This window comes from Neorhizobium huautlense, from assembly GCF_002968575.1.
GTDB lineage: Bacteria > Pseudomonadota > Alphaproteobacteria > Rhizobiales > Rhizobiaceae > Neorhizobium > Neorhizobium huautlense.
Genome location: NZ_PVBM01000001.1, coordinates 109197 through 132300, shown reverse-complemented (window position 1 = coordinate 132300; position 23104 = coordinate 109197). Strand labels below are relative to the sequence as shown.

The window sequence follows — 23104 nt, the reverse complement described above, 5'->3', positions numbered from 1 at the left end:
TCGGGGGGGGCTGTGGAAAAGCAAAACATGGGGAAAGTCCGCGGCATCCGTACCCGCGCGATGCCATTGCAGCCCGATCACGGGGTCATGAAATGGCTCTTGGGATCACCGGTTGACGATCCGGTCGATTGGTCTCTCAGACTTGGTAATGCCGCTGTGAACTGCAGTGATTGTTCGGAAAACATGAACATAGTTTAATCTGAGATGGACCGTCCGCCGCCTTGCAATCATTGGGATAATCTGGTCCATTGGGGTCATGATATTCGATTTCGCCTGCTTCCAAATCTCCTCCCTCTGGGAACGGCTCCTCGGCGCCATCGGCGACGCGGCCGGCAGCGCGCTGGGCCGCATGGTGGAGGCCGTCCGGACGGTCTTCGAGGGCGATCCGGAAACCCGCCGGCAGGTTTCCTTCTCGGTTGCCATCATTGCTCTGTCTGCCAAGATGGCCAAGGCCGACGGGATCGTGACCGAGGCCGAGGTGAGGGCTTTTCAGCAGATCTTCGATTTTCCGGATGAAGAGGCGCGGAACGTAGCGCGGCTTTATAATCTGGCGCGCCAGGACGTTGCCGGTTACGAAGCCTATGCGCTGAAGCTCGCCGGTCTCTGCAGTTCCGGTGTCGCAAAGAATTGCCCAATGCTGGAGAACGTGGTCGACGGCCTCTTCCACATCGCCAAGGCAGACGGCCTCGTGCACGAAGACGAATTGGTCTTCCTCGGGCGCATCGCCGAGATATTCCAAATCAACGAAGCGCATTTCCGCCGCATCATGGCGCGTCACGTGCATCTCGATGGAGCGGATCCTTACCTTGTTCTCGGGGTTTCGCCGGAGGACGATTTCTCCGAGATCCGCAAGCAATATCGACTGCTGGTTTCCGAACATCATCCGGATCGGCTTATCGCGCGGGGCGTTCCTGTCGCCCTCCATGCTGCGGCCAACGAGCGGATGGCTGCCTTGAATGCGGCTTACGCAGCGATTTCGAAAGAGCGCCGCGCTGCATGACGGTTTCTGCCGCCGATTATCCCGGCGCCTCGGTGAACCCTTCTCCCAATCAGGGCGATCGTGCAAACGGGCGCAAGCCCGACATGATCATTCTGCACTACACGGGCATGCCCAGCGCCGATCAGGCGCTCTCCTGGCTCTGCAATGAGGAGAGCCAGGTTTCCAGCCATTATTTCGTCCATGAAGACGGGCGGATCGTCCAGCTCGTGCCGGAAGGGCGACGCGCCTGGCACGCCGGAAAGAGCTCCTGGGCCGGCGAAAGCGACATCAATTCCTGTTCGATCGGAATAGAGATCGCAAATCCCGGACATCCCGGCGGGCTTCCCGATTTTCCGGATGCACAGATCAAGTCGGTCGCCGATTTGTGTCTCAATTGTGGCAAAAGATGGAAAATTCCGCCCGAAAGGGTGCTTGGCCACTCGGACGTAGCGCCGATCCGCAAGGTCGACCCGGGCGAAAATTTCCCCTGGGAAAGATTGTATCTTGACGGGGTGGGGCACTGGATAAACCCAACGCAAATCAGCGGAGGGCGCTTCTTTCAGTACGGAGAGAGCGGCCAACCCGTCGAAGCTCTTCAATCCATGCTCTCTCTCTATGGGTATGCCATTGAAACTACGGGAAGCTTTTGTGATCGGACAAAAGGCGTCGTTGAGGCCTTTCAGCGACATTTCAGACCTCAGCTCGTTGACGGCATCGCTGATTTTTCAACAATCGACACCCTGCATCGGCTGCTGGCCGCATTGCCGAAATACCGCCGCTGTTAGTCGCGGTGGTTGGGGCGCAATGGGCGCGTTTCAGCAAAAATATTGCGCTGCCACATCATCTCCTCATTAGGTCTTTCTAAAGGACAGGTTAACGCAGCCACCATGTTGGACGGGGGTTGCAGAGATAAACGATAGGTCATCGTGAAGCACCGCGCCGTCTATCCGGCGACGCGGTGAGGGTGTCTGCGTATTGACGCCGGCGAGCCTATTAGTCCGGAGAGAATCTAACTGAATGAAAAAACTGGCTGTTATAGCCGCGGCGGGCCTGGCCATGGTCGTCGCGGGAAGCGAATTCGTGCGCGCTGAAGACGCCGAGAAGGTTACCGTCTACACCAAACCGCTCATTATTCCCTGGGAAACGCGCGAGACGGGCTTTGCTGCACCTACCGACGTGGCAAAGCGGATAGTCAGACAGCTCCACTATTCCAAGATAATTGAGAAATATGCCGGCGAGTATGGTGTTCCGGTTGAATTGGCCAATGCCGTCGTCCAGATCGAAAGCAATTTCCGTCCAACCGTAAAGGGCAGGGCCGGCGAGATCGGCCTCATGCAAATCAAACCTGCAACGGCCAGGTTGATGGGATACGAGGGGCCGAGCTACGGTCTTTACGACCCTGAGACGAACATTCGCTATGGAATGAAATACCTTGCCGGAGCGCATGAGCGCGGCGGCGGCAAGGTTTGCGGCACGATCCTGAAATACAATGCAGGCCACGCTGCCAAGCGGATGAATCCGGTCTCCAAGCGCTATTGCGAAAAAGTGCTCGCCGTCATCGATGCTACCAAGCAGCCGACCGGCCAGCCGCAGATAGCCGACACTGCGGAATTCGATTTCGCATCGAACGTCATCCGGACGACAACACCTCTGGTATTTTGATTCCGGAAACGGCTAGAAGTGCCTTCAGGAACAGGCATTTCAGTCGAAGGAATCAAAGGGCGGAGCATGTCGGAGCGGTTTAAATATATAGTTGTCGGGAAGGGCATGATGGGCGCTGCGGCTGCCCGTTACCTCTCGAAATGGACCGATGGCGTCGCGCTGATCGGTCCGGGTGAGCCGGCGGACTATGGGCGCCATGAGGGCGTCTTCGCCAGCCACTACGACGAGGCGCGCATTACCAGGACGATCGATCAAGATCCGGTCTGGGCGCGCCTCGCCAACCGCTCCATTGCCCGGTACAGGGAAATTTCGGCGGAGAGCGGGATCGACTTCTATTCGGAGTGCGGATGTCTGATTGTGGGACCCGCCCGCACTAGCGGTCTGTCCTATGTCGCCAAGGTCCTTGATGCTGCGGGAAAGCTTGGTGTTACTACCGAAATATCCGGGGATGCCGATCTCGGCGACCGTTTTCCGTTCTTTGCCTTTCCGTCCGGTAGCGAGGGTGTCTGGGAGCCGAAAAACGCCGGCTATGTGAACCCGCGCCGCTTGGTCAAAGCCCAGGCCGAACTTGCGGAACGGCAGGGCGCCGCAATCATTCCGGAAACCGTTTCCTCCATCCAGCAGGCCGGCGATGCGGTGACGGTGACGACGGCCGAAGGCAATACCTATCAAGGCGAAAAGGTCCTTGTCGCTGCCGGCGGATTTTCCATAAATGAGAATCTCCTGCCGCGGCGGCTTCATCTGGACGTCTATGCTCGAACCGTTGCCTTCTACGAGATCGATCAAGCAGCCCTGGATGCCCTGGGCAACGTTCCGTCGCTGATCTGGAAATGGGACGAGGCCGATGACGGCATTTATCTTCTGCCGCCGGTGCGTTATCCCGACGGCAAGGTCTATTTGAAAATCGGCGGCGATCCGGATGATCTGCCGTTGCCGACCGAGCCGGACGTGCGCGCCTGGTTTCGTTCCGGCGGCCGCGAGAGCACCCACCGATATCTGACCGAGGTCATCCACCGGCTGATGCCGTCGCTCGATATTTCCCGCACGTCGAAGGCGGCTTGCGTAACCTCCTTTACCCCGACCGGCTATCCTGCGATCGCCATGACGGAATCGGATCGTATCGGGATCTTGAGCGGCGGATGCGGCGCTGCTGCCAAGAGTTCGGATGAAATCGGCAGGCTTGGTGCAGAGCTCATTTTCCATGGTCGGATTATCGACGAAAGCTATCCGACAGATTTCGCGGCGAGCTACCTGTAAACTCTGGTATTCGACGCCTATCTCGGTTATGGACCGCATGCCAGTTGGCCGGGCAGCCGCGCTTTATCAATGTCGAAAGGCGATAAGGTGAGGAAAGTCCGGGCTCCACGGAAACACGGTGCCGGATAACGTCCGGCGGGGGCGACCCCAGGGAAAGTGCCACAGAAAGGAAACCGCCCCGCTTTCTCAACTGCCCGATGGGCAGCTGAGATGGCGGGGTAAGGGTGAAAGGGTGGGGTAAGAGCCCACCGCGCCTCTGGTAACAGCGGCGGCATGGTAAACCCCACCGGGAGCAAGACCGAATAGGGATGACGCGAGCCCGCGAAAGCGAGGCTACAGCCTGTTTCCGGGCCAGTCATCCGGGTGGGTTGCGTGAGGCGATGTGCAAACGTCGTCCCAGACGAATGGCTGCCACGTTCCGGTGCTTGCATCGGGGCCATACAGAACCCGGCTTACAGGCCAACTGGCAATTTCCCGCACCGGATGTGATGAATTCTGCGAAATCGCCTCCCGCGAGCGCATCCGGAGGTGCGGCTAACGGAAAGGTGTATTTAAGGATCTGCGAAATCTCCTTTGCTTTCGGAGCATTAGGGAGCGCCGGAATTCCACTTGCGGCGGTCGGTAGAGGCGGTTTCTCCGCTTGCTCCAATAACCCTTTGTTAAACTTAACAGCTTATAAATAAATCAGGTTTGGGAGCGGCTAGCGGGGTCTCTCCCATTGACGCCCATATGGTCCCATGGTATCCCAAAATCGCACTGCACAAGGGCGTATGAGCGCCCGCCAATCCCAAAGTTTCGGTCGGTCGGCCGGGCGGATTTCCGTTCATCCGGATGGCGAAGCTTTGTCTGGGGCGGTGCGTCGGGACGGGCGGGTATCCGTCTGGAATTGCAAGGGAGCGGGTGTTCGGCGTGGTAAGTCGCTTCCTTTCAAATGCGACGAACAGGATCGATGCGAAGGGGCGGGTCTCCGTTCCGGCGAGTTTTCGTGCGGTTCTTTTGGAGCTTGGAATCCAGGAGCTTTATTGTCTTCAGGATTTCATCTATCCGGCGATCAGCGTTGGAGGTCCGGATCTGCTCGATCGATACGAAAAGCAGATCGCATCGGTCGATCCATTTTCGCCGGAAGCCAACAGGATGTCGCTGCTGGTACATGGTGGCGGCGTCTTCATGAGGCTCGACGCGGAGGGCCGGCTGATGGTCACGGATTTTATCCGGGACTTCACGGGAATCAGCTCGGAAGTAACCTTCGTTGGGCGCTCGGATCATTTTCAGCTTTGGCGGCCGCAGGCGTTTCACGAGGCGCAGGCGGCAGCGAGAGAGGGGCGCTTCGGTTCGCGCCCTGCGTAAAACAGAGGTGCGGAATGGCGGCGAATTCTGGCAACGGAGAAACCGAGGCCGAAGGCGGACTGGTTCGTCACATTCCAGTCCTTCTTGACGAGGTTGTCGAGGCGCTCGATCCTCAAGCGGGCAAGGTCATCCTCGATGGCACATTCGGGGCGGGTGGATATTCATCCGCCCTGCTTGCTGCCGGTGCGGAAGTGATCGCGCTTGATCGTGATCCGACCGCGATCGCTGCCGGGCAGGCGTTGGCCGAAGCTCATAAAGGGCGTCTTACGCTTATCCATTCGCAATTCTCCAATCTCGCCGACTATGCGCCCGAAGGAGGGTTCGACGGCGTCGTGCTCGATATCGGCGTGTCGTCCATGCAGATCGATGAGGCGGAGCGCGGCTTCTCATTCCAGAGAAACGGCCCGCTCGACATGCGTATGTCGGCAGCGGGCGTGTCTGCTGCTGATGTCGTCAACCGCGCCAAGGTCAGCGATCTTACCCGCATCTTCGGTTTTCTGGGCGAAGAGAAGCAGGCCGGCCGCATTGCGCGGGCCATCGAGAAGCGCCGTGCCTCCGAGCCATTTGCGACCACGCGGGATCTGGCAAACCTCATCGAAAGCGTCAATCCGCGCAAGGCCAAGGACAAGATTCATCCGGCTACCCGCGTCTTCCAGGCGCTGCGCATCTTTGTGAACGATGAACTGGGTGAGCTCGCAACGGCGCTTTTTGCCGCCGAACGCGCTTTGAAACCCGGCGGCCGTCTCGTCGTCGTTACCTTTCATTCGCTCGAAGACCGGATCGTCAAGCAGTACTTTTCCGACCGCTCCGGCAAGGCTTCAGGTTCGCGTCATCTGCCAATGGTCGAAGCGAAGCCCGCCATATTCGAACCGATCGGCAAGTCGATGATCGTCGCGAGCGAAGAGGAGGCGGAAGCCAACCCGCGCGCCCGTTCGGCAAAGCTGCGGGCCGGCATTCGTTCCGTCGCTCCGCCCCGTGCTGCCGATCTTTCGATTTTTGATCTGCCCGACCTCGCCAGCCTTGCAAAGATGGGAGCCTGAAACATGCTGCGTAGCTTCGATCTGGTACTGATCGGCGTCATGACGGCTACCGCGGTCGTCACCTACACGATCAAGCACCGCGCCGACGAGAAGCTTGCCGAGGTCCGCCGGCTGGAGGCGGAAATCAAGTTGGAGAAGGATACGATAGATCTGCTGAAGGCGGACTGGGCGCTGCTGACGCAGCCGAACCGCCTGCACCGACTGATCAATGTCTACAATTCCGAGCTTCAATTGGCTCCAACGGTGCCGACCCAGCTTGCCATGCCGAAGGAGCTGCCGATGTTGAAGGCGCAGCTTCCGCAGCCGGAGACGACGATCGAGGACATCATCGCCGGCAAGAGCAGCGAAGTCGCCGCAGCTCTCAAGGGTGTCGAGGCGGCCAAGGCGAGACCAGCCTCGAAAATCCCCGTACCCACCCCGCGCGGGCGCGGCTCCATCGAAGTTATCTCTACCGGATCGGTGAAACGCTGATGTCTTTCCTGTCCCGCATTATGGTCCTGAAGAGCCGCGCGCATTTTTCCGCAGGCGGCCGCTCACCCGCCCGAGGCGCCTCCTTCGAAGGCACGCGCAAGCGCAAGTCGGCCCAGGCGAAGAACCGGGTCGGCCTGCTGATCGCCGGTTTTACGGTCTTTTACTGCGTCATCGGCGGTCGCCTCGTGCAATATGGCGTTGCGGAACCCCTGACCACATCCAGCATCCTGCCACCCGATCGGCTGATGGCATCGCGCCCAGATCTCGTCGACCGGAACGGCGAGGTTTTGGCAACCGATATCCGCACCGTCTCGCTGTTTGCGGAACCTCACAAGATCGTCGATCCGGACGAGGTCGTCGAAAAACTCTCTACCGTTCTCAACGATCTCGACGTCAAGTCCACATATTCCAAGCTCAAGTCGGATTCCCGATTCCAGTGGCTCCGCCGTCAGTTGACGCCCAAGCAGCAGAGCCAGATTCTTGCACTCGGCATTCCGGGCATCGGATTCCGGCCGGAAAAGCGCCGGTTCTATCCGGGTGGTCCGACAGCTGCGCACGTCGTCGGTCACGTCAATATCGACAACCGCGGCGTGGCGGGAATGGAGCGTTACGTCGACAGCCAGGGATTGGCCGATCTTGCCGCCGTTGGGATGACGTCCAGCCAGCCGCTTGAGCCGGTCAAGCTTTCGGTCGACCTGCGGGTCCAGGCGATCGTGCGGGACGTGGTTGTTTCCGCGATAAAGAAATTTCAGGCAATCGGCGCGGGCGCGGTGGTGATGGACGTCCATACGGGCGAGATCCTCGCCATGGCCTCGGTGCCCGATTACGATCCGAACAATCCGGCAGAAGGAGCCGAAGAAGGCTGGCTCAATCGCATGTCGAACGGAACGTTCGAAATGGGATCGACCTTCAAGTCTTTCACGATTGCCATGGGATTGGATTCGGGCAAAGTGAAGCTGTCGGACAGTTTCGATGCGCGTTTTCCCATCCGCATCGGCGGCTTCACCATCAAGGATTTCCACGGCAAAGGACGCGTGCTGAGCGTTCCCGAGATCTTCCAGTATTCATCCAATATCGGCACCGCCAAGATCGCCGATACGGTGGGCATCGAAGGCCACAAGGACTTCCTGACGAGGATTGGCTTGTTGAACAAGATGAAGACCGAGCTACCGGAAGTCGCGCAGCCGACCCAACCGCGTCAATGGAAAAAGATCAACTCGATCACCATTTCCTTCGGCCACGGCGTATCCACCACGCCTTTGCAGACGGCCGTCGCGGGAGCGGCTCTCGTCAATGGCGGCAAGCTCATCGAACCTACGTTCCTGCCGCGCACGCGGGAACAGGCCGATCTGGTTGCAACCCAGGTCATGAAGCCTTCCACCAGCAAGGACATGCGCTTCCTGTTCGAATGGAACGGTATCAACGGTTCAGGCAGAAATGCGCGCGTCGAGGGATTCAATGTCGGCGGAAAGACCGGCACCGCCGACAAGGTCGTCAATGGCCGTTATGTCAACGACAAGAACTTCAACGCGTTTCTCTCCGCTTTCCCGATGGACAATCCGCAATATGTGGTGCTGACCTTCATCGACGAGCCAAAAACCGACAAGGGCAACGGTGCAGCAATTGCAGGTACCTCGGCGGCGCCGATGGTCAAGGAGATCATCAGCCGCTCGGCGCCCATTCTCGGTGTAAAGCCGAAATTCGGCAATGACGGTTCTGCCCTGCTTGTGTCTTATTGAGCGACAACAAATCGACGGGACGATTCGTGGGGAAACGCTCAAGAGGGACATTCAAACGATGAAATTGCGAGACCTCGTCGGACAGGACTTCCCGGAGCTGGCCGAACTCGTGGCCGGCCGGGCAGGTGATCTTGACGTAGCCGGCCTGACCTCCGACAGCCGCAAGGTGAAGCCCGGCATGCTCTTTGCAGCACTTGCGGGCACAAAGGCCGATGGTTCCAGCTATATCGGCGACGCTGCAGCCCGTGGTGCAATTGCCGCTATTGCCGCACAGCCGGCCGATGCCGGCATTCCGGTGCTGACCGTTTCCAACCCCCGCAGGCTTCTGGCGCTTGCGGCGGCGCGGTTTTATGGAGCGCAGCCGGCGACGATGGCGGCGGTGACCGGGACGGCCGGCAAGACTTCCGTCGCTTCCTTTACGCGTCAGATCTGGACCTATGCCGGCTATGCGGCCGCGCAGATCGGCACGACGGGCGTCGTCTCTCCCACGCGCAACGATTATGGATCTTTGACAACGCCGGACCCGGTGGAACTTCAGGAGCTTCTGGCGGAACTCGCTGTCGAAGGCGTCACCCATGCGGCCATGGAGGCGTCCAGCCATGGTCTGGACCAGAGCCGGCTCGACGGGGTTCGTCTGACGGCAGCGGCTTTCACCAATCTTGGCCGCGACCACATGGACTACCATCCGACGGTCGAGAGCTACATGGCTGCAAAGATGCGGCTTTTCGATACGCTGATGCCGAAAGGCGGACCGGCGGTGATCTTCGCGGATGATGCCTGGTCGGAAGAGGCCATTCGTGTCGCGACAGTGTCCGGCCTCGACGTGCGTACCGTCGGTCGGCGTGGCGATTATCTATGCCTCAAACGCGTCGAGCATTTCCGCCACAAGCAGGTGGCGGAAGTACATTTCGGCGATGAGATCTTCGAGGTCCATATTCCGCTTGCAGGTGACTTCCAGGTGGCCAACGCGCTCGTCGCGGCCGGTCTTGCCATGTCGACCGGCGTTTCGGCGTCTGTCGCGATGGCCGCGCTAGAGAAATTGGTCGGAGCATCCGGGCGCCTCGAATTTCTCGGGCAGACGAAGGACGGTGCACTGGCCTATGTCGACTATGCCCATAAGCCGGATGCGCTGGAAAATGTGTTGACCTCCGTAAGGCCTTTCACGACCGGGCGCGTGATCGTGGTGTTCGGTTGCGGCGGCGACCGCGACAAGGGCAAGCGGCCGATCATGGGGGACGTGGCGACGCGGCTTGCCGATATTGTTATCGTCACGGACGACAACCCGCGATCCGAGGTGCCGGAGGTTATTCGTTCCGAGATCATGGCTGCGGCTCCTGGTGCGATCGAGATCGGCGATCGCGCTACGGCAATTCGCGAGGCGGTGAAGATGCTGCAGTCGGGCGATACGCTGATTGTTGCCGGGAAGGGGCATGAGGAGGGGCAAACGATCGGGACCACGATTCTGCCGTTCTCCGACCACATGGAGGTACGCAAGGCACTGGAGGAGCTGAAACCTTGAGCTTTCTTTGGACTTCTGAGGAAATGGTGGCCGCAATCGGCGGCCGGCCGATCGGTACGTTACCCGCTGGCATTAACGGCATTTCGATCGACAGCCGCTCGATCGGCGAGGGCGAGGCTTTCTTCGCGATCAAAGGCGACCGTGTCGACGGCCACGATTATGCGAGCCTCGCGGTCGCCAACGGCGCGCCGCTCATCGTCGTCAACGAGGCGAAATTGCCGGCGCTCGGCAAGCTGACGGTGCCGATGATCGTGGTGGAAGACGTGCTTGCGGCGCTGGGAAAGCTGGCTCTTGCGTCACGAGAGCGCAGCCGGGCGCGGATCATCGCGGTTACCGGCTCGGTCGGGAAAACGACGACCAAGGAGATGCTGCGCCACGTGCTGACGCCCTCCGGCAAGGTACATGCCGCGGTTGCCTCCTTCAACAATCATTGGGGCGTGCCGTTGACGCTCGCCCGGATGCCGGCGGATGCGGATTTCGGCGTCTTCGAGATCGGCATGAACCATCCAGACGAGATCCGGCCTCTGGTGAAGATGGTGCGTCCGCACGTGGCGATCATCACCACGATTGCTGCGGCTCATCTTGGCCACTTCAAGAATCTCGAGGAAATCGCCGCCGCAAAGGCCGAGATCTTCGAGGGCCTTGAACCCGGCGGGGTCGCAATCCTCAACCGCGACAACAAGCAATTCGATTTTCTTGAAAAGAAGGCACAGGAAGACGGTGTCTCGCGTGTCTGCAGTTTCGGTCAGCACGCCAAGGCGGATTTCCGGCTGGCGGATTTCGAAGGCAATGCCGAAAGCTCCACGGTATGGGCCGTGCTCAATGGCGAAACCTCGGAAATTCAGATTGGCGCGCCAGGGCGCCACATCGCCGAAAATGCCATGGCAGCACTTGGAGCCTGCCTGTTAGTTGGGGCGGACATGCCTAAGGCCATGGAGGCGCTCGCCGTTCTCCGGCCGGTGAAGGGCAGGGGCGAGCGCCACCTGCTCGGCATAGGCGAGGGACATCTGACGCTGATCGACGAAAGCTACAACGCCAACCCCGCTTCCGTGCGGGCGGCAATCGCCTTGCTCGCCTCGGCCACGCCGGAAGTTACCGGCAGGCGCATCGCCGTGCTCGGCGACATGCTCGAGATGGGAGAATTCTCTGCTGCGGTACATGAAGAGCTTGCCGGTCCGCTGCTGGCCGCCGGCATCGAGCACGTCTGGCTCGCAGGCCCCGAGATGGCCGCACTTCGCGATGCTCTGCCTGAGAGTGTCGAGGTGCAATATTACGAAAAAACCGCCGATCTCGCGGACTTCGTCGTGCGTTCGGTGATCCCGGGTGATGTGGTGATGGTGAAATCATCGCTCGGACTTGGCTTCGGCAAGATCGTGGCAGCCCTGCTTGACAACTATCCGGCATTCTCCGACACGGAGCGCCAACTTTAATGAGATGCGGCTTGAGAAAGGGCGCTGAATGCTGATCTGGCTTGTGGAACTGGCGGACCATTTCCAATTTTTCAACCTGTTCCGGTACATCACGTTCCGGACCGGTGCCGCCCTTTTCACGTCGGCCCTGATCGTCTTCCTCTTCGGCCCGCAAATGATCGCTTCGCTGCGCGTTCGGCAGGGCAAGGGGCAGCCGATTCGCGCCGACGGTCCGCAGACTCACTTCAAGAAGGCTGGCACGCCCACGATGGGCGGACTGATGATCCTTGCCGGTATCGTCGGCGGATCGTTGCTTTGGGCCGATCTGTCCAATGTCTACGTCGTCGCGACCTTGCTCGTCACGCTCGGTTTCGGTGCGATCGGCTTTTACGACGACTATCTGAAGGTCACCAAGCAGACGGAAAAGGGATTTTCAGGCAAGGCGAGACTTGGAATCGAGTTTGTCATCGCAGGCATCGCGGTCTTCTTCATGATGCGTATGGCGCTGGCGAGCGGCTCGGCGACCAACCCGACTCTCGGTACTTCCATCGCCTTTCCCTTCTTCAAGGATCTGATCATCAATCTTGGTGTCTTTTTCGTGCTGTTCGGCGGGTTCGTGATCGTTGCCGCCGGCAATGCGGTTAACCTGACGGACGGCCTCGATGGTCTCGCGATCGTCCCGGTGATGATCGCCGCGGCTTCGTTCGGCGTGATTGCCTATCTCGCCGGCAATGCAGTCTTCGCGAACTATCTGCAGATCAACTTCGTCCCCGGCACCGGCGAACTTGCCGTCATCCTTGGTGCGGTGATCGGAGCGGGCCTGGGCTTCCTGTGGTTCAACGCGCCGCCTGCGGCAATCTTCATGGGCGACACCGGTTCTTTGGCGCTCGGGGGGCTGATTGGTTCGGTCGCCGTCGCCACCAAGCACGAAATCGTCATGGCGATCATCGGCGGACTGTTCGTGATGGAGACGCTCTCGGTCATCATCCAGGTCGGCTTTTTCAAGATGACCGGCCGCCGGGTCTTTCTGATGGCGCCGATTCATCACCATTTCGAAAAGCTCGGCTGGACGGAAAGCCAGGTCGTGATCCGCTTCTGGATCATCGCCGTCGGTCTCGCCATGCTCGGCCTTTCGACCCTCAAGCTCCGGTGAGGCCAGATGATTCCGGTCACCACCTTCAAGGATAAGCGGGTCGCTCTCTTCGGCCTCGGGGGATCCGGGCTCGCGACCGCAAAGGCGCTGGTTGTCGGTGGCGCGGATGTTACCGCCTGGGACGACAATCCGGACAGTGTCGCGAAGGCTGGAGCCGAAGAGATTGCAACCGCGGACCTTCGCACGATCGACTGGTCGGCGCAGGCTGCATTCGTCCTGTCGCCGGGCGTGCCGCTTACCCATCCGAAGCCGCATTGGAGCGTCGATCTCGCCCATGCCGCCGGCGTCGAGATCATCGGGGATGTAGAGCTTTTCGTTCGCGAACGCCGGGCGCATGCGCCGGATTGCCCGTTCATTGCCATCACCGGCACCAATGGCAAGTCGACGACCACCGCCCTTATCGCCCATATCTTGAAATCGAGCGGCCGCGACGTGCAACTCGGCGGGAACATAGGTACGGCGATCCTGACCCTCGATCCGCCGAAGGCGGAACGCTATTTCGTCGTCGAGTGCTCCTCCTACCAGATCGACCTTGCCCCGACGCTTAATCCGACCGCCGGAATCCTACTCAACCTGACGCCGGACCATCTCGATCGGCACGGCACGATGCAGCATTACGCGGATATCAAGGAGCGGCTGGTAGCCGGCAGCGATACCGCGGTCGTCGGTGTCGACGATTCCTATTGTGCGCTCATCGCCGACCGGGTGGAGCGCGCCGGCGTGAGCGTCAAGCGGATCTCCAAACGCAACGTCGTGGCCGAAGGTTTTTACGCGGAAGGCAGCCGGATCATCGAATCACATGGAGGCACGACTTCGCTGCTCGCCGATCTCGACGGTATCCAGACGCTCCGAGGCAGCCACAATGCCCAGAACGCCGCGGCCGCGATTGCCGCGTGCCTCGCGGTCGGAATGTCCAGAGACGACATCCGCGCCGGACTGAAATCCTTCCCGGGACTGAAGCACCGCATGCAGCCGATCGGCCAATTGATGAACCGCGCGGGCGGGCAGGTGGTTTTCGTCAATGATTCGAAGGCGACCAATGCGGATGCGGCAGCGCCGGCACTCTCCAGCTACGACCGGATCTACTGGATCGCGGGCGGTTTGCCGAAGGAAGGCGGGATAGTCAGCCTCGCTCCACTCTTTTCCCGTATCGTGAAAACCTATCTGATTGGAGAGGCGGCGCCGGCTTTCGCGGCAACTCTCGGCGAGGTTGTGCCCTACGAGATTTCGGGCAGCCTCGAAAGAGCCGTGATCCATGCCGCAGCGGACGCCGGGATCGACCCGGCGCCTTCTGCGGTCATGTTGTCACCTGCTTGCGCCAGCTTCGATCAGTTCAAGAATTTCGAGGTCCGCGGCGATTCCTTCGTCGGCCATGTCGCGGCTCTCGATGGCGTCACGATGTTGGTCGAGACCAAAAAGGGAAGCTGAAGATGGTAAGCCGCGCAGATCGAGGGCCGCTCGCAGACTGGTTCTGGACGATCGACCGTTTCTTCCTGGTCGCCTTTGTGCTGCTGATGGGCATCGGCTTCATGCTCTCGTTTGCGGCTTCTCCGGCCGTCGCCGAGCGAATCGGTCTCAACAGCTTCCACTTCGTTGAGAGGCATGCGCTTTTCCTCCTGCCGTCGCTTGTGGTGATGATCGGCCTGTCCTTCCTGACGCCGAGGCAGGTCCGTCGAACGGCGGTCATCCTGCTTGTCATCTCGCTGGCTATGATGGTGCTGGCGTTGTTCTTCGGCGTCGAGGTCAAGGGATCGCGGCGCTGGATAGGGGTCGGCAGTTTTTCGATACAGCCGTCCGAATTCATGAAGCCGGCTTTCGTCGTCGTCTGCGCCTGGCTGTTTGCCGAGCATGCACGCCAGCCGGAAATCCCCGGTAACCTCTTCGCGATCATCCTTTTCGGCATTGTCGCAGCACTGCTGGTCGCCCAGCCGGACCTTGGACAGACGATCCTGACCAGCGTCGTCTGGGGCGGCATGTTCTTCATGGCCGGCATGCCGTGGCTGTGGATATTCCTGCTCGGCGGCGTCGGGGCGGGAGGCATCGTCGCAGCCTATTACATGCTGCCGCACGTCACCTCCCGTTTCGACAAATTCCTGACGGGCGAGGGCGACCGTTTCCAGATCGAAACCGCGCATGAAGCGATCCTGCAGGGCGGCTGGTTCGGCCAGGGGCCGGGCGAGGGCATCGTCAAGCGTATCCTGCCCGACAGCCATACGGACTTCATCTTCTCCGTCGCGGCCGAGGAATTCGGCATCATCTTCTGCATGACTCTGGTTGCGATCTTCGCCTTCGTCGTTCTGCGCGGCCTGAATCATGCCTTCAAGGAAGGCAACGACTTCAACCGTTTCGCGGTTGCAGGTCTCGTCCTACAGGTCGGCATGCAGTCGATGATCAACATCGGCGTCAATCTCGAACTCATGCCGGCAAAGGGGATGACGCTGCCTTTGATCTCCTATGGCGGCTCTTCGATGATCGCGATCTGCGTCACCGCAGGTTTCATTCTGGCGCTGACGCGGCACCGGCCGGAAAAGCGGGCGCAGGAGCGCAGCCTGTTCCGCGTCACTCAAAGCCTGCCGGCGGAGTAAGATGAATGACCAAAGGCATCATCCTTCTTGCCGCCGGGGGAACCGGCGGCCATGTTTTTCCGGCCGAAGCGCTCGGACATGAGCTCAAGGCACGGGGCTATTCCGTCCACCTCGTCACGGACAGCCGCGCCGAGCGTTTCGCCGGCACCTTTCCGGCAGAAGAGATTCATGTCGTCCCTTCCGCCACGCTGGGCTCGAAAAATCCGGTGGCGCTCGCCCGTACCGGCTGGAGACTCTGGACGGGCCTTCGCGCCGCCCGCCGCCTGATCGGCAGGCTGAAACCGCTCGCCGTCGTGGGCTTCGGAGGATATCCGACCGTGCCGCCGCTGATGGCCGCAACGTCCATGGGCGTGCCCTCGATGATCCACGAGCAGAATGCCGTAATGGGCCGCGCCAACAAGGCATTGGCGGGAAAGGTTCAGGCGATCGCCGGCGGCTTCCTGCCGGAGACCGAAGGTCCCTATGCAGGCAAGACCGTGACGACCGGCAATCCGGTGCGTCCGGCGGTCCTTGCGGCTTCAACCGTTCCCTATGTGGCATCCCGCGGTGCCGATCCGTTCCGTCTCGTCGTCTTTGGCGGGAGCCAGGGCGCGCAGTATTTCTCTTCGGTCGTGCCGACGGCGCTCAGCCTTCTCGATCAAAGCGAGCGCGACCGCCTCGCGGTTACCCAACAGGCTCGCCCGGAAGACAAGGATCGTGTGACGTCGTGCTTTGCCAAGCTGAAGGCGCCGGCGGATATTTCCTCCTTCTTTTCGGACATGGCCGAGCGTCTGGCGACGGCGCATCTTGTCATCTGCCGTTCGGGGGCTTCGACAGTGTCGGAAATAGCCGTGATCGGCCGGCCGGCCATTCTGGTGCCTTATCCGCATGCTCTGGATCATGACCAGGCAGCGAATGCGGCGGCATTGGTCGCGACCGGCGGGGCGCAGGTCGTGCCGCAATCTGAGCTTTCGCCGGAGAGGCTGGCCAGTCTCGTCTCCGCGGCGATGAAAGAGCCTGAACGCCTCGAAAAGATGGCGGCGGCCGCCAAATCGGCTGGACGACCCAATGCGGCGATCTTGCTTGCGGACATGGTTGTGGCTATTGCCGAGCGCAGGTCCATCGCAGAATTTAAGGGAGTGCGTACATGAAGATGCCGAAGGCCATCGGGCTCGTCCATTTCATCGGCATCGGCGGCATCGGGATGAGCGGCATCGCTGAAGTGCTGCATAATCTCGGCCACAAGGTGCAGGGTTCCGATCAGGCAGATGGTGCCAATGTCCAGCGGCTACGCGACAAGGGCATTCCGGTTTTCGTCGGCCACAGGGAAGAAAATCTTGGCGACGCCGAAGTGGTCGTGGTCTCGACTGCGATCAAAAAGAACAATCCGGAGTTGATGGCTGCGCGTGAGAAATCGCTGCCGATCGTCCGTCGTGCCGAAATGCTCGCCGAACTGATGCGCTTTCGCAATGCGATCGCGATCGGGGGTACGCACGGCAAGACAACCACGACCTCGATGGTCGCGACGCTGCTGGAAGCCGGTGGGCTTGATCCGACCGTCATCAACGGCGGCATCATCAATGCTTACGGCACAAACGCCCGCATGGGCGAGGGCGAGTGGATGGTCGTGGAGGCCGACGAATCGGACGGTACCTTCCTGAAGCTTCCGGCCGATGTGGCAGTGGTCACCAATATCGATCCCGAACACCTCGATCACTACGGCAACTTCGATGCGGTGCGCGCCGCCTTCCGGCAGTTCGTCGAGAACGTGCCCTTTTACGGGTTTGGCGTGCTCTGCCTTGATCACCCGGAAGTGCAGGCGCTGGTCGGCCGGATCGAAGACCGCAAGATCGTCACCTATGGGGAAAACCCGCAGGCCGACGCACGGTTCTTCAATGTGCGCATGGAAGGTACCAAATCGATCTTCGACGTCGAAATCCGTCGCCGCCGCACCGGTCGGGTATTCAACTTCAAGGAATTGGCGCTGCCCATGCCGGGGCGCCATAACATTTCCAATGCCATGGCTGCGATCGCCGTTGCCAATCGGCTAGGAATCTCAGAGGAAAATATCCGGAAGGGGCTTGCCGCCTTCAGCGGCGTCAAGCGCCGCTTTACGCTGACGGGCACCTGGAACGGCGTGTCCGTCTTTGATGACTACGGGCATCACCCGGTCGAGATCAAGGCGGTTCTGAAGGCGGCTCGGGAAGCGTGTCAGGGGCGCATCATCGCTGTGCATCAGCCCCACCGCTATACGCGTCTGTCCAGCCTGTTCGAGGACTTTGCCACCTGCTTCAACGATGCCGACAGCATCATTCTTGCGCCGGTCTATGCGGCAGGGGAAGAGCCGATCGATGGAGCGAATTCGGAGGCGCTCGTCACCCGGATCCGCTCGGGCGGCCATCGCGATGCTCGCCATATGGAGTCGCCGATAGAACTCGCTTCGATTGTATCTGCCATTGCGAAACCGGGTGATTTCGTGGTTCTTCTGGGGGCTGGCAACATCACGCAATGGGCGGCTGCCTTGCCGAAGGAACTGGAAAGCATATCGGGACGACAGGAATGAAACAGGTGAATGGGGAAAAGCTGCTGGCGTCGCTGGGGGATGGCGTCAATCAACTGCGCGGGCGGCTTACGCCCGATGCGCCAATGGATCGTGTTACCTGGTTCCAGGCCGGCGGCCTGGCCGAACTCATGTTCCAGCCCCATGACGTCGACGATCTTGTCAGCTTCCTGAAGCTCCTGCCGGAGGACGTGCCGCTGACAGTGGTCGGAGTCGGCTCGAACCTCCTGGTCCGCGATGGCGGTATACCCGGCGTCGTATTGCGGCTCTCGGCGAAGGGGTTTGGCAGTATCGACCTTGTCGGCGAAAATCGCATCCGGGCCGGTGCGATCTGCCCGGACAAGCATATTGCTGCCATGGCGATGGACAACGGCATCGGAGGCTTTGCCTTCTACTACGGTATTCCCGGATCGATTGGCGGTGCGCTTCGCATGAATGCCGGCGCAAACGGTACCGAGACGGCGGACCGGGTGGTCGAGGTCCACGCAGTCGACCGGAAGGGCAACAAGCATGTCTTGTCGAAGGCGGACATGGGATATTCCTATCGCCACTCATCGGCTGCGGCGGACCTGATCTTCACCCATGCGATCTTCGAAGGTTATGCGGAGGATCGGGCCAAGATCCGCGCCGAAATGGATACGGTTCGCCAGCATCGCGAGACGGTGCAGCCGATCAAGGAAAAGACGGGCGGTTCTACCTTCAAGAATCCCGAAGGTCACTCCGCCTGGAAATTGATCGACGAGGCAGGTGGGCGGGGCCTGATGAGCGGCGGTGCGCAGATGTCTTCACTCCACTGCAACTTCATGATCAATATCGGCCATGCTACCGGTTATGATCTCGAGTATCTCGGTGAGACCGTTCGGGCGAGGGTCTTCGAACATTCCGGGATCAAGCTCGAATGGGAAATCAAACGGCTCGGCATCTTTATGCCGGGACGTGAGGTAAAACCGTTCCAGGGCGTGACGACCGAATGATCTGGGCCTTCGGCTGACGTCGTCAGGCCCACCAATCCCGTGGTACACTTCCAACAGCATCCCCCTGGAATGGCGGCGCGTTTGAGCATTTTCTCATTCATTGCGCATTCATGAGCAGTGGTCAGATAATTCCCTGGCATTGAGCGAGTCATCACGCTGGCAGGGGCCGGCGGCGCTCTTGGGGGATACAAGATGTTTAAGAAGCTTTTCGCCGAGTTTCTCGGCACGTTCTGGCTGGTGTTCGGCGGATGCGGCAGTGCAGTTCTGGCGGCTGCCTTTCCTGAAGTCGGCATCGGCCTTCTCGGCGTTTCTCTGGCGTTCGGCCTGACGGTCGTTACCATGGCATATGCGGTAGGCAGCGTCTCCGGTGGTCATTTCAACCCGGCGGTATCCATTGGCCTGATGGTTGCAGGCCGGTTCCCCGCCTCCAGCCTGATTCCATATGCCATCGCGCAGGTGGCCGGCGCGGTTGCAGCGGCCGCCGTGCTTTATCTGGTTGCTTCGGGCAAGGCTGATTTTCAGCTCGGCGGGTTCGCCTCCAACGGTTATGGCGAGCATTCGCCCGGCAGCTATTCCCTCCTTTCGGCGCTGGTGATGGAAGTGGTGATGACGGCCTTCTTCCTGTTCATCATCCTGGGAGCTACCAGCCATCGGTTCCCGGTTGGTTTTGCCCCTCTGGCGATCGGCCTGGCTTTGACCTTGATTCATCTAGTCTCGATTCCTGTCACCAACACTTCGGTCAACCCGGCCCGTTCCACCGGCGTGGCGCTGTTTGTGGGAGACTGGGCGCTCAGCCAGCTCTGGCTCTTCTGGGTAGCGCCGATCCTGGGTGCGGTACTGGGCGCGATTGCCTGGAGGGCTGTCGGAGAAGCTGAATAACCGCGATTCTTCCCGGCCACTAAACAGCCCGCGGGACGACCTCCCGCGGGCTTTTTTGCATCTAACTGCCATCGGCTTATTTTTATCTTCTTGATTAGAGAGTCTTGTTAAGATGCTGAAACAAAAGAAACAATAATGGATTTCAACTGGGGCATTAACGAAAGTAAACGGTTTGTTAACCATATTGAGGCACTAATATAGGCATGCCTTGGGTGTGGCGGGAATCGCTGAAGAACAAGGCTGGCGCAAGCGCCGCAACGTAGCGTGAAGTCCTTTTTTCGGGAGTGATTGATGAGTGACAAGCATGTGGCTGTTCTGATGGGAGGTTTTTCCTCCGAGCGGCCTGTCAGCCTGTCCTCGGGCAATGCCTGCGCCGAGGCGCTTCAATCCGAAGGTTATCGCGTCACTCGCGTCGATGTTGGCCGAGATATCGCCGCCGTCCTTTCCGAAATCAAGCCGGACGTGGCCTTTAATGCCTTGCATGGGCCGTTTGGCGAAGATGGTACGATTCAGGGTGTCCTGGAATATCTGGAGATTCCCTACACCCATTCCGGCGTTCTCGCTTCTGCGCTTTCGATGGATAAGCATCAGGCAAAGCATGTCGCCAAGGCGGCCGGGATTCCGGTTGCGGAGGCCAGGGTTATGGATCGGTTCGAGATAGGGGGTGTGCATCCGATTACGCCTCCCTATGTCGTGAAGCCGGTCCGGGAGGGATCGTCCTTCGGTGTCGTGATCGTTCAGGAAAATCAGTCGCATCCGCCGCAGGTGATCGGATCCGCCGAGTGGCGTTACGGGGATCGGGTTCTCGTTGAGCGTTACATTTACGGACGGGAGCTGACGTGCGGCGTTATGGGCGATGTGGCTCTCGGTGTGACCGAGGTCATTCCGACCGGCAATGCTTTCTATGACTATGATGCAAAATACGCTCAAGGTGGTTCAAAGCACGTCATTCCTGCGCAAATTTCACCGAATGTTTACCAAAAGATTCAAACAATAGCGCTTAAGGCGCATCAGGCGATGGGCTGCCGGGGCGTCAGTCGTTCGGACTTCCGCTACGACGACCGTTTCTCCGAGGATGGTGAGGTTATCTGGCTTGAGATCAACACCCAGCCAGGCATGACTCCGACATCGCTGGTGCCTGAAATGGCCGCACATGCCGGCCGATCGTTTGGTGAACTCGTCCGTTGGATGGTGGAGGACGCTTCGTGCTTGCGTTGATCGGCAAAAGAGCGGATGGACCGCAGGGCCGTTCCCAGAGGCTTTACTCCAGTGCGGAGGAGCGGCGTGTGCTGCCGCGGCCGTTGCGTCGGGCCGTACGTTTTTGTGTCAGCCTTGCGACTGGGCGCATCCATATTCCCGAGCACACCGGAACGGTTGCGACTTTCGGCTTCTTCGCCGTGGTCGGTCTCTATGGCATGTCGCTGGGCGGCCATACCCAGACTGTTGCTCAGGCAACCACAGCTGCCGCAGGCTTTGCCATCGAGGACGTGCGTGTCTCCGGCAACGACCAGACCTCGGAAATCGATATTCTCCAGCTTCTTGGCCTTGATGGTACGACCTCGCTCGTCGCTCTCGATGTCGATGCGGCGCGCCGCAAGCTTTCAGAGCTTCCCTGGGTGCGGTATGCGGAGGTCCGCAAGGTCTACCCGAAGACGATCGAGGTTATGCTGAAAGAGCGCGAGGCTTTCGGTATCTGGCAGCATGGTTCCGAGCTTTCGCTGATTGAGAGGAACGGTAGCATCATCGCCCCTTTGCGCGACAACAAGTTCGCTTCGCTTCCGCTCTTTGTCGGACGTGACGCGGAAACCGCTGCTACTTCGTTCGAAGGTGAAATGTCTGCCTGGCCGGAGCTCAGAAGCCGGGTCAAGGCCTATGTTCGTGTCGCCAGCCGCCGTTGGGATCTGCATCTCGACAACGGTGTCGTGCTGAAATTACCGGAAGCCAATGTCGGCAAGGCGCTGGCTGTGCTCGCTCGTCTTGAAAAGGAGCAGGGTGTGCTGGAGCGCGATGTCGCCGCAGTCGATCTGCGTCTGGAAGACCGCACAACCATCCAGTTGACTTCCGGCGCCACGGAGCGCCGCAGGGAGGCCCTGGAGGCGCGGGCAAAGACCCTGAAGAAGCAGGGAGAGCAGTTGTGAGCGTTTTTGGTTCTTCGCACTTTGGGTTGCCGCGCATGAAGCCTCTGTCTTCCAAGCGTTCGCATGTTGTTTCGGTCCTTGATATCGGTTCCACCAAGGTGGTCTGCATGATCGCCCGGCTGACGCCGCGTCAGGAAAGCCAGGTATTGCCGGGCCGCACCCACAATATCGAGATCATCGGCATCGGCCATCAGCGTTCGCGCGGCGTGAAGTCCGGCGTTATCGCTGATCTGGATGCCGCAGAAAGCGTCGTCCGGCTTGCAGTCGACGCTGCCGAGCGCATGGCCGGCCTCACTGTTGATAGCCTCATCGTCAACGTCTCTGCCGGCCGGCTGGCGAGCGACGTCTATACCGCCACAATCGATCTAGGCGGCCAGGAAGTCGAGGCGGCGGACCTCAAGAAGGTTCTGGTTGCGGCCAGCCAGCAGTCGCTGCGTCAGGACCGCGCCATTCTCCACTCCTTGCCGACCGGCTTCTCGCTGGACGGCGAACGGGGCATTCGCGATCCCCTGGCGATGTTCGGCGACGAACTGGGGGTCGACATGCACGTGGTCGCTGCCGAGCGCGCCACCCTCAAGAATCTCGAATTGTGTATCAACCGGGCGCATCTTTCGGTGGAGGGCATTGTCGCCACTCCTTACGCCAGCGGCCTTGCCGCCCTCGTCGATGACGAGGTGGAACTCGGCTGTGCGGCAATCGACATGGGCGGCGGCACCACCACGATCTCCGTCTTCGCCGAAGGCAAGCTCGTTCACACCGACGCAATCAGCCTCGGCGGGCATCACGTCACGACCGACCTCGCACGCGGCCTTTCGACCCGGATCGAAGACGCGGAACGCATGAAGGTCGTTCACGGCTCGGCGCTCGCAAACAGCGGTGACGAACGCGACGTGATCTCCGTTCCGCCGATTGGCGAGGACGATCGTGATCAGCCGACCCAGGTGCCGCGTTCCCTCGTCACCCGCATCGTTCGGGCCCGGATCGAAGAGACGTTGGAGCTCATCCGGGATCGCATACAGAAGTCAGGATTCAGCCCGATCGTCGGCAAACGTGTCGTGCTCACCGGGGGAGCCAGCCAGCTGACGGGTCTTTCCGAAACGGCTCGCCGTATCCTAGCGCGCAACGTCCGTATCGGCCGCCCGATGGGCGTCTCGGGTCTGCCGGCGGCAGCCAAGGGGCCGGCTTTTTCGACTGCGGTCGGATTGATGATCTATCCGCAGGTCGCGGACATGGAAACACATGCTTCGCAAAGCGGGCTGATCGCTTCGCTTGGCAGCGGAAACGGCCGGCTGGCCCGCGTCGGTCAATGGCTGAAGGAAAGTTTTTGATACAGCGGTATCTGCCGGCTGCGTCAGAGAAAAGTTGGAATGAATTGGCCGGCGGCGATGCGGCCTGAGAGAGAAGGAACTGGTG

General features: G+C 60.2%; 20 protein-coding genes and 1 other RNA gene. All 21 read left to right on the top strand.

All coding sequences use genetic code 11. From position 1 onward, the window contains the following. Window positions 1–256 precede the first annotated feature (256 nt). The 21 genes from C5L12_RS00615 to ftsA all read left to right on the top strand — a co-directional run bounded on the left by C5L12_RS00615 (window position 257) and on the right by ftsA (window position 23019). The gene (locus C5L12_RS00615) at window positions 257–1000 is read left to right on the top strand and encodes a J domain-containing protein (RefSeq protein WP_170109031.1); all 744 of its coding nucleotides are present in this window, start codon (window positions 257–259) and stop codon (window positions 998–1000) included. Further along, a complete protein-coding gene (locus tag C5L12_RS00610) occupies window positions 997–1764 on the top strand; it encodes an N-acetylmuramoyl-L-alanine amidase (protein ID WP_105370076.1) in 768 nt (255 codons plus the stop codon). The genes C5L12_RS00615 and C5L12_RS00610 overlap by 4 nt, the downstream gene beginning before the upstream one ends. A gap of 232 nt (window positions 1765–1996) precedes the next feature. After that, entirely contained in the window at window positions 1997–2641 is a 645-nt protein-coding gene (locus C5L12_RS00605; protein ID WP_105370075.1) for a lytic transglycosylase domain-containing protein, read from the top strand. A gap of 66 nt (window positions 2642–2707) precedes the next feature. Then, a complete protein-coding gene (locus C5L12_RS00600) occupies window positions 2708–3898 on the top strand; it encodes an FAD-dependent oxidoreductase (protein WP_105370074.1) in 1191 nt (396 codons plus the stop codon). Between the two features lie 40 nt (window positions 3899–3938). Further along, an RNA gene (rnpB, locus tag C5L12_RS00595) (RNase P RNA component class A) lies at window positions 3939–4369 on the top strand. 429 nt (window positions 4370–4798) lie between these two features. Continuing rightward, the gene (gene mraZ, locus C5L12_RS00590; protein WP_105370073.1) at window positions 4799–5245 is read left to right on the top strand and encodes a division/cell wall cluster transcriptional repressor MraZ; all 447 of its coding nucleotides are present in this window, start codon (window positions 4799–4801) and stop codon (window positions 5243–5245) included. 14 nt (window positions 5246–5259) lie between these two features. Continuing rightward, window positions 5260–6285, top strand: a complete 1026-nt coding sequence (gene rsmH, locus C5L12_RS00585) for a 16S rRNA (cytosine(1402)-N(4))-methyltransferase RsmH (protein ID WP_105370072.1) — start codon at window positions 5260–5262, stop codon at window positions 6283–6285. Window positions 6286–6288: 3 nt separating this feature from the next. Further along, a complete protein-coding gene (gene ftsL / locus C5L12_RS00580; RefSeq protein WP_105370071.1) occupies window positions 6289–6756 on the top strand; it encodes a cell division protein FtsL in 468 nt (155 codons plus the stop codon). Beyond that, the gene (locus C5L12_RS00575) at window positions 6756–8495 is read left to right on the top strand and encodes a peptidoglycan D,D-transpeptidase FtsI family protein (RefSeq protein WP_105370070.1); all 1740 of its coding nucleotides are present in this window, start codon (window positions 6756–6758) and stop codon (window positions 8493–8495) included. The genes ftsL and C5L12_RS00575 overlap by 1 nt, the downstream gene beginning before the upstream one ends. Before the next feature lie 58 nt (window positions 8496–8553). Then, complete coding sequence (locus tag C5L12_RS00570; protein ID WP_105370069.1) at window positions 8554–10014, top strand: UDP-N-acetylmuramoyl-L-alanyl-D-glutamate--2,6-diaminopimelate ligase; 1461 nt, start codon at window positions 8554–8556, stop codon at window positions 10012–10014. Further along, window positions 10011–11444, top strand: a complete 1434-nt coding sequence (locus tag C5L12_RS00565; protein WP_105370068.1) for a UDP-N-acetylmuramoylalanyl-D-glutamyl-2,6-diaminopimelate--D-alanyl-D-alanine ligase — start codon at window positions 10011–10013, stop codon at window positions 11442–11444. The genes C5L12_RS00570 and C5L12_RS00565 overlap by 4 nt, the downstream gene beginning before the upstream one ends. A gap of 28 nt (window positions 11445–11472) precedes the next feature. Continuing rightward, entirely contained in the window at window positions 11473–12576 is a 1104-nt protein-coding gene (mraY, locus tag C5L12_RS00560; protein WP_105370067.1) for a phospho-N-acetylmuramoyl-pentapeptide-transferase, read from the top strand. A 6-nt stretch (window positions 12577–12582) separates the two neighbouring features. Continuing rightward, window positions 12583–14004, top strand: a complete 1422-nt coding sequence (gene murD, locus C5L12_RS00555; RefSeq protein WP_105370066.1) for a UDP-N-acetylmuramoyl-L-alanine--D-glutamate ligase — start codon at window positions 12583–12585, stop codon at window positions 14002–14004. A gap of 2 nt (window positions 14005–14006) precedes the next feature. Further along, entirely contained in the window at window positions 14007–15161 is a 1155-nt protein-coding gene (gene ftsW, locus C5L12_RS00550; protein WP_105370065.1) for a putative lipid II flippase FtsW, read from the top strand. 5 nt (window positions 15162–15166) lie between these two features. Beyond that, the gene (murG, locus tag C5L12_RS00545; RefSeq protein WP_105370064.1) at window positions 15167–16291 is read left to right on the top strand and encodes an undecaprenyldiphospho-muramoylpentapeptide beta-N-acetylglucosaminyltransferase; all 1125 of its coding nucleotides are present in this window, start codon (window positions 15167–15169) and stop codon (window positions 16289–16291) included. Continuing rightward, window positions 16288–17703 (top strand): UDP-N-acetylmuramate--L-alanine ligase, encoded by a 1416-nt coding sequence (murC, locus tag C5L12_RS00540; RefSeq protein WP_105370063.1) that lies wholly within the window; start codon window positions 16288–16290, stop codon window positions 17701–17703. The genes murG and murC overlap by 4 nt, the downstream gene beginning before the upstream one ends. Further along, window positions 17700–18674: a UDP-N-acetylmuramate dehydrogenase gene (gene murB / locus C5L12_RS00535; RefSeq protein WP_105370062.1), complete on the top strand. Its 975-nt coding sequence runs from the start codon at window positions 17700–17702 to the stop codon at window positions 18672–18674. Before murC ends, murB begins: the two co-directional genes overlap by 4 nt. A gap of 192 nt (window positions 18675–18866) precedes the next feature. After that, a complete protein-coding gene (aqpZ, locus tag C5L12_RS00530) occupies window positions 18867–19553 on the top strand; it encodes an aquaporin Z (RefSeq protein ID WP_105370061.1) in 687 nt (228 codons plus the stop codon). A 291-nt stretch (window positions 19554–19844) separates the two neighbouring features. Next, window positions 19845–20771, top strand: a complete 927-nt coding sequence (locus C5L12_RS00525) for a D-alanine--D-alanine ligase (protein WP_105370060.1) — start codon at window positions 19845–19847, stop codon at window positions 20769–20771. After that, a complete protein-coding gene (locus tag C5L12_RS00520; protein ID WP_162712328.1) occupies window positions 20759–21691 on the top strand; it encodes a cell division protein FtsQ/DivIB in 933 nt (310 codons plus the stop codon). The genes C5L12_RS00525 and C5L12_RS00520 overlap by 13 nt, the downstream gene beginning before the upstream one ends. Then, the gene (gene ftsA / locus C5L12_RS00515; protein WP_105370058.1) at window positions 21688–23019 is read left to right on the top strand and encodes a cell division protein FtsA; all 1332 of its coding nucleotides are present in this window, start codon (window positions 21688–21690) and stop codon (window positions 23017–23019) included. The genes C5L12_RS00520 and ftsA overlap by 4 nt, the downstream gene beginning before the upstream one ends. Window positions 23020–23104: the final 85 nt, after the last annotated feature.